This window comes from Enterobacter sp. 50793107 (assembly GCF_001463365.1).
GTDB classification, from domain to species: domain Bacteria; phylum Pseudomonadota; class Gammaproteobacteria; order Enterobacterales; family Enterobacteriaceae; genus Enterobacter; species Enterobacter cloacae.
Genome location: NZ_LNII01000136.1, coordinates 1 through 5,700 on the forward strand (window position 1 = coordinate 1; position 5,700 = coordinate 5,700).

The following is a 5,700-nucleotide window of genomic DNA, read 5'->3' on the forward strand; positions in this document are numbered from 1 at the left end:
TTCATCAGGCGCGGAACTCATCAAGGCGCGGGAATAAAATCCCATTCAGACGCCGGATAGATTCAAGCAAGCCAACTTGTCGTCAAAATCGGTGTTGCAAAAACGGGAGTGACCATAGATTCCGTTTTCTGAGGCGACCCCCACATAGAGACCTTCCCGGTCATTCACTTTGTAGAGTTTGTCCCTGGGCTTGAGATTGCGCAGCTTGGTATCGGTCAGCATGTACCTTGTCCTTCTTCGTCTCCGATCCCACTCTATTGTAAACAAGACATTTTTATCTTTTATATTCAATGGCTTATTTTCCTGCTAATTGGTAATACCATGAAAAATACCATGCTCAGAAAAGGCTTAACAATATTTTGAAAAATTGCCTACTGAGCGCTGCCGCACAGCTCCATAGGCCGCTTTCCTGGCTTTGCTTCCAGATGTATGCTATTCTGCTCCTGCAGCTAATGGAGCACCGCAAACAGGTTACTCGCCTGGGGATTCCCTTTCGACCCGAGCATCCGTATGAGACTCATGCTCGATTATTATTATTATAGAAGCCCCCATGAATAAATCGCTCATCATTTTCGGCATCGTCAACATAACCTCGGACAGTTTCTCCGATGGAGGCCGGTATCTGGCGCCAGACGCAGCCATTGCGCAGGCGCGTAAGCTGATGGCCGAGGGGGCAGATGTGATCGACCTCGGTCCGGCATCCAGCAATCCCGACGCCGCGCCTGTTTCGTCCGACACAGAAATCGCGCGTATCGCGCCGGTGCTGGACGCGCTCAAGGCAGATGGCATTCCCGTCTCGCTCGACAGTTATCAACCCGCGACGCAAGCCTATGCCTTGTCGCGTGGTGTGGCCTATCTCAATGATATTCGCGGTTTTCCAGACGCTGCGTTCTATCCGCAATTGGCGAAATCATCTGCCAAACTCGTCGTTATGCATTCGGTGCAAGACGGGCAGGCAGATCGGCGCGAGGCACCCGCTGGCGACATCATGGATCACATTGCGGCGTTCTTTGACGCGCGCATCGCGGCGCTGACGGGTGCCGGTATCAAACGCAACCGCCTTGTCCTTGATCCCGGCATGGGGTTTTTTCTGGGGGCTGCTCCCGAAACCTCGCTCTCGGTGCTGGCGCGGTTCGATGAATTGCGGCTGCGCTTCGATTTGCCGGTGCTTCTGTCTGTTTCGCGCAAATCCTTTCTGCGCGCGCTCACAGGCCGTGGTCCGGGGGATGTCGGGGCCGCGACACTCGCTGCAGAGCTTGCCGCCGCCGCAGGTGGAGCTGACTTCATCCGCACACACGAGCCGCGCCCCTTGCGCGACGGGCTGGCGGTATTGGCGGCGCTGAAAGAAACCGCAAGAATTCGTTAACTGCACATTCGGGATATTTCTCTATATTCGCGCTTCATCAGAAAACTGAAGGAACCTCCATTGAATCGAACTAATATTTTTTTTGGTGAATCGCATTCTGACTGGTTGCCTGTCAGAGGCGGAGAATCTGGTGATTTTGTTTTTCGACGTGGTGACGGGCATGCCTTCGCGAAAATCGCACCTGCTTCCCGCCGCGGTGAGCTCGCTGGAGAGCGTGACCGCCTCATTTGGCTCAAAGGTCGAGGTGTGGCTTGCCCCGAGGTCATCAACTGGCAGGAGGAACAGGAGGGTGCATGCTTGGTGATAACGGCAATTCCGGGAGTACCGGCGGCTGATCTGTCTGGAGCGGATTTGCTCAAAGCGTGGCCGTCAATGGGGCAGCAACTTGGCGCTGTTCACAGCCTATCGGTTGATCAATGTCCGTTTGAGCGCAGGCTGTCGCGAATGTTCGGACGCGCCGTTGATGTGGTGTCCCGCAATGCCGTCAATCCCGACTTCTTACCGGACGAGGACAAGAGTACGCCGCAGCTCGATCTTTTGGCTCGTGTCGAACGAGAGCTACCGGTGCGGCTCGACCAAGAGCGCACCGATATGGTTGTTTGCCATGGTGATCCCTGCATGCCGAACTTCATGGTGGACCCTAAAACTCTTCAATGCACGGGTCTGATCGACCTTGGGCGGCTCGGAACAGCAGATCGCTATGCCGATTTGGCACTCATGATTGCTAACGCCGAAGAGAACTGGGCAGCGCCAGATGAAGCAGAGCGCGCCTTCGCTGTCCTATTCAATGTATTGGGGATCGAAGCCCCCGACCGCGAACGCCTTGCCTTCTATCTGCGATTGGACCCTCTGACTTGGGGTTGATGTTCATGCCGCCTGTTTTTCCTGCTCATTGGCACGTTTCGCAACCTGTTCTCATTGCGGACACCTTTTCCAGCCTCGTTTGGAAAGTTTCATTGCCAGACGGGACTCCTGCAATCGTCAAGGGATTGAAACCTATAGAAGACATTGCTGATGAACTGCGCGGGGCCGACTATCTGGTATGGCGCAATGGGAGGGGAGCAGTCCGGTTGCTCGGTCGTGAGAACAATCTGATGTTGCTCGAATATGCCGGGGAGCGAATGCTCTCTCACATCGTTGCCGAGCACGGCGACTACCAGGCGACCGAAATTGCAGCGGAACTAATGGCGAAGCTGTATGCCGCATCTGAGGAACCCCTGCCTTCTGCCCTTCTCCCGATCCGGGATCGCTTTGCAGCTTTGTTTCAGCGGGCGCGCGATGATCAAAACGCAGGTTGTCAAACTGACTACGTCCACGCGGCGATTATAGCCGATCAAATGATGAGCAATGCCTCGGAACTGCGTGGGCTACATGGCGATCTGCATCATGAAAACATCATGTTCTCCAGTCGCGGCTGGCTGGTGATAGATCCCGTCGGTCTGGTCGGTGAAGTGGGCTTTGGCGCCGCCAATATGTTCTACGATCCGGCTGACAGAGACGACCTTTGTCTCGATCCTAGACGCATTGCACAGATGGCGGACGCATTCTCTCGTGCGCTGGACGTCGATCCGCGTCGCCTGCTCGACCAGGCGTACGCTTATGGGTGCCTTTCCGCAGCTTGGAACGCGGATGGAGAAGAGGAGCAACGCGATCTAGCTATCGCGGCCGCGATCAAGCAGGTGCGACAGACGTCATACTAGATATCAAGCGACTTCTCCTATCCCCTGGGAACACATCAATCTCACCGGAGAATATCGCTGGCCAAAGCCTTAGCGTAGGATTCCGCCCCTTCCCGCAAACGACCCCAAACAGGAAACGCAGCTGAAACGGGAAGCTCAACACCCACTGACGCATGGGTTGTTCAGGCAGTACTTCATCAACCAGCAAGGCGGCACTTTCGGCCATCCGCCGCGCCCCACAGCTCGGGCAGAAACCGCGACGCTTACAGCTGAAAGCGACCAGGTGCTCGGCGTGGCAAGACTCGCAGCGAACCCGTAGAAAGCCATGCTCCAGCCGCCCGCATTGGAGAAATTCTTCAAATTCCCGTTGCACATAGCCCGGCAATTCCTTTCCCTGCTCTGCCATAAGGGGTCTGACGCTCAGTGGAACGAAAACTCACGTTAAGGGATTTTGGTCATGAGATTATCAAAAAGGATCTTCACCTAGATCCTTTTAAATTAAAAATGAAGTTTTAAATCAATCTAAAGTATATATGAGTAAACTTGGTCTGACAGTTACCAATGCTTAATCAGTGAGGCACCTATCTCAGCGATCTGTCTATTTCGTTCATCCATAGTTGCCTGACTCCCCGTCGTGTAGATAACTACGATACGGGAGGGCTTACCATCTGGCCCCAGTGCTGCAATGATACCGCGAGACCCACGCTCACCGGCTCCAGATTTATCAGCAATAAACCAGCCAGCCGGAAGGGCCGAGCGCAGAAGTGGTCCTGCAACTTTATCCGCCTCCATCCAGTCTATTAATTGTTGCCGGGAAGCTAGAGTAAGTAGTTCGCCAGTTAATAGTTTGCGCAACGTTGTTGCCATTGCTGCAGGCATCGTGGTGTCACGCTCGTCGTTTGGTATGGCTTCATTCAGCTCCGGTTCCCAACGATCAAGGCGAGTTACATGATCCCCCATGTTGTGCAAAAAAGCGGTTAGCTCCTTCGGTCCTCCGATCGTTGTCAGAAGTAAGTTGGCAGCAGTGTTATCACTCATGGTTATGGCAGCACTGCATAATTCTCTTACTGTCATGCCATCCGTAAGATGCTTTTCTGTGACTGGTGAGTACTCAACCAAGTCATTCTGAGAATAGTGTATGCGGCGACCGAGTTGCTCTTGCCCGGCGTCAACACGGGATAATACCGCACCACATAGCAGAACTTTAAAAGTGCTCATCATTGGAAAACGTTCTTCGGGGCGAAAACTCTCAAGGATCTTACCGCTGTTGAGATCCAGTTCGATGTAACCCACTCGTGCACCCAACTGATCTTCAGCATCTTTTACTTTCACCAGCGTTTCTGGGTGAGCAAAAACAGGAAGGCAAAATGCCGCAAAAAAGGGAATAAGGGCGACACGAAAATGTTGAATACTCATACTCTTCCTTTTTCAATATTATTGAAGCATTTACCAGGGTTATTGTCTCATGAGCGGATACATATTTGAATGTATTTAGAAAAATAAACAAATAGGGGTTCCGCGCACATTTCCCCGAAAAGTGCCACCTGACGTCTAAGAAACCATTATTATCATGACATTAACCTATAAAAATAGGCGTATCACGAGGCCCTTTCGTCTTCAAGAATTTTATAAACCGTGGAGCGGGCAATACTGAGCTGATGAGCAATTTCCGTTGCACCAGTGCCCTTCTGATGAAGCGTCAGCACGACGTTCCTGTCCACGGTACGCCTGCGGCCAAATTTGATTCCTTTCAGCTTTGCTTCCTGTCGGCCCTCATTCGTGCGTTCTAGGATCCTCCGGCGTTCAGCCTGTGCCACAGCCGACAGGATGGTGACCACCATTTGCCCCATATCACCGTCGGTACTGATCCCGTCATCAATGAACCGGACTGCCACGCCCTGAGCGTCAAATTCCTTTATCAGTTGGATCATATCGGCAGTGTCGCGGCCAAGACGGTCGAGCTTCTTAACCAGAATGACATCACCTTCCTCCACCTTCATCCTCAGCAAATCCAGCCCTTCCCGGTCTGTTGAACTGCCGGATGCCTTATCGGTAAATATACGGTTTGCTTTCACACCTGCGTCTTTGAGTGCTCTGACCTGAAGATCAAGAGACTGCTGACTGGTTGAGACCCGAGCGTAACCAAAAAGTCGCATAAAAATGTACCTTAAATCGAATATCGGACAACTCATGTCTATTATTACAAATTTACGATTTAATAGACATATTAATGTAACAGTTTTACGATGTCCGATAATTTATAACATTTCGTACGGTTGGAAAAATGTTACTAAATGCCCGTCAGGCAGGGAGGCCGATATGCCCGTTGACTTTCTGACCACTGAGCAGACTGAAAGCTATGGCAGATTCACCGGTGAACCGGATGAGCTTCAGCTGGCACGATATTTTCACCTTGATGAAGCAGACAAGGAATTTATCGGAAAAAGCAGAGGTGATCACAACCGTCTGGGCATTGCCCTGCAAATTGGATGTGTCCGTTTTCTGGGCACCTTCCTCACCGATATGAATCATATTCCTTCCGGCGTCCGGCATTTTACCGCCAGACAGCTCGGGATTCGTGATATCACCGTTCTTGCAGAATACGGTCAGAGGGAAAATACCCGCCGTGAGCATGCAGCGCTGATACGTCAGCAC

6 protein-coding genes and 2 pseudogenes are annotated in these 5,700 nt (G+C 52.2%); 4 read left to right on the forward strand and 4 right to left on the reverse strand.

Annotation, left to right across the window (positions count from 1 at the left end):
* Positions 1 to 135 precede the first annotated feature (135 nt).
* Positions 136 to 222 (reverse strand): annotated as a pseudogene (locus tag APU11_RS28960) (Arm DNA-binding domain-containing protein); the annotation flags it as partial.
* Between the two features lie 328 nt (positions 223 to 550).
* Between APU11_RS28960 and sul2 the strand changes: the two are divergent.
* The 3 genes from sul2 to APU11_RS17695 are packed head-to-tail and all read left to right on the forward strand — an operon-like array spanning position 551 to position 3,066.
* Positions 551 to 1,366 carry a sulfonamide-resistant dihydropteroate synthase Sul2 gene (gene sul2 / locus APU11_RS17685; RefSeq protein ID WP_001043260.1) on the forward strand — a complete coding sequence of 272 codons (816 nt, stop codon included), beginning with the start codon at positions 551 to 553 and terminating at the stop codon, positions 1,364 to 1,366.
* Positions 1,367 to 1,426: 60 nt separating this feature from the next.
* Positions 1,427 to 2,230, forward strand: a complete 804-nt coding sequence (gene aph(3'')-Ib / locus APU11_RS17690) for an aminoglycoside O-phosphotransferase APH(3'')-Ib (RefSeq protein ID WP_001082319.1) — start codon at positions 1,427 to 1,429, stop codon at positions 2,228 to 2,230.
* Positions 2,230 to 3,066 (forward strand): aminoglycoside O-phosphotransferase APH(6)-Id, encoded by an 837-nt coding sequence (locus APU11_RS17695; RefSeq protein WP_000480968.1) that lies wholly within the window; start codon positions 2,230 to 2,232, stop codon positions 3,064 to 3,066. The genes aph(3'')-Ib and APU11_RS17695 overlap by 1 nt, the downstream gene beginning before the upstream one ends.
* A 106-nt stretch (positions 3,067 to 3,172) precedes the next feature.
* Here the strand turns inward: APU11_RS17695 and APU11_RS27120 are convergent.
* From APU11_RS27120 to APU11_RS17705, 3 genes and pseudogenes are all read right to left on the reverse strand, one after another.
* Positions 3,173 to 3,454 (reverse strand): annotated as a pseudogene (locus APU11_RS27120) (transposase zinc-binding domain-containing protein); the annotation flags it as partial.
* 146 nt (positions 3,455 to 3,600) lie between these two features.
* A complete protein-coding gene (locus APU11_RS17700; RefSeq protein WP_000027057.1) occupies positions 3,601 to 4,461 on the reverse strand; it encodes a broad-spectrum class A beta-lactamase TEM-1 in 861 nt (286 codons plus the stop codon).
* Positions 4,462 to 4,643: 182 nt separating this feature from the next.
* Positions 4,644 to 5,201, reverse strand: coding sequence for a recombinase family protein (locus tag APU11_RS17705; protein ID WP_001235713.1), 558 nt, complete (start codon positions 5,199 to 5,201; stop codon positions 4,644 to 4,646).
* Positions 5,202 to 5,364: 163 nt separating this feature from the next.
* Here APU11_RS17705 and APU11_RS27125 point away from each other — a divergent pair.
* Positions 5,365 to 5,700: DUF4158 domain-containing protein (locus APU11_RS27125; RefSeq protein WP_131729167.1), on the forward strand; the 336-nt coding region annotated here is incomplete at its 3' end.

Excerpts from the sequence above, each read along its gene's own strand:
- sul2 (WP_001043260.1), top strand. The coding sequence starts at position 551 with ATGAATAAATCGCTCATCATTTTCGGCATCGTCAACATAACCTCGGAC.
- APU11_RS17695 (WP_000480968.1), top strand. The coding sequence starts at position 2,230 with ATGTTCATGCCGCCTGTTTTTCCTGCTCATTGGCACGTTTCGCAACCT.
- APU11_RS17700 (WP_000027057.1), bottom strand. The coding sequence starts at position 4,461 with ATGAGTATTCAACATTTTCGTGTCGCCCTTATTCCCTTTTTTGCGGCA.
- APU11_RS17705 (WP_001235713.1), bottom strand. The coding sequence starts at position 5,201 with ATGCGACTTTTTGGTTACGCTCGGGTCTCAACCAGTCAGCAGTCTCTT.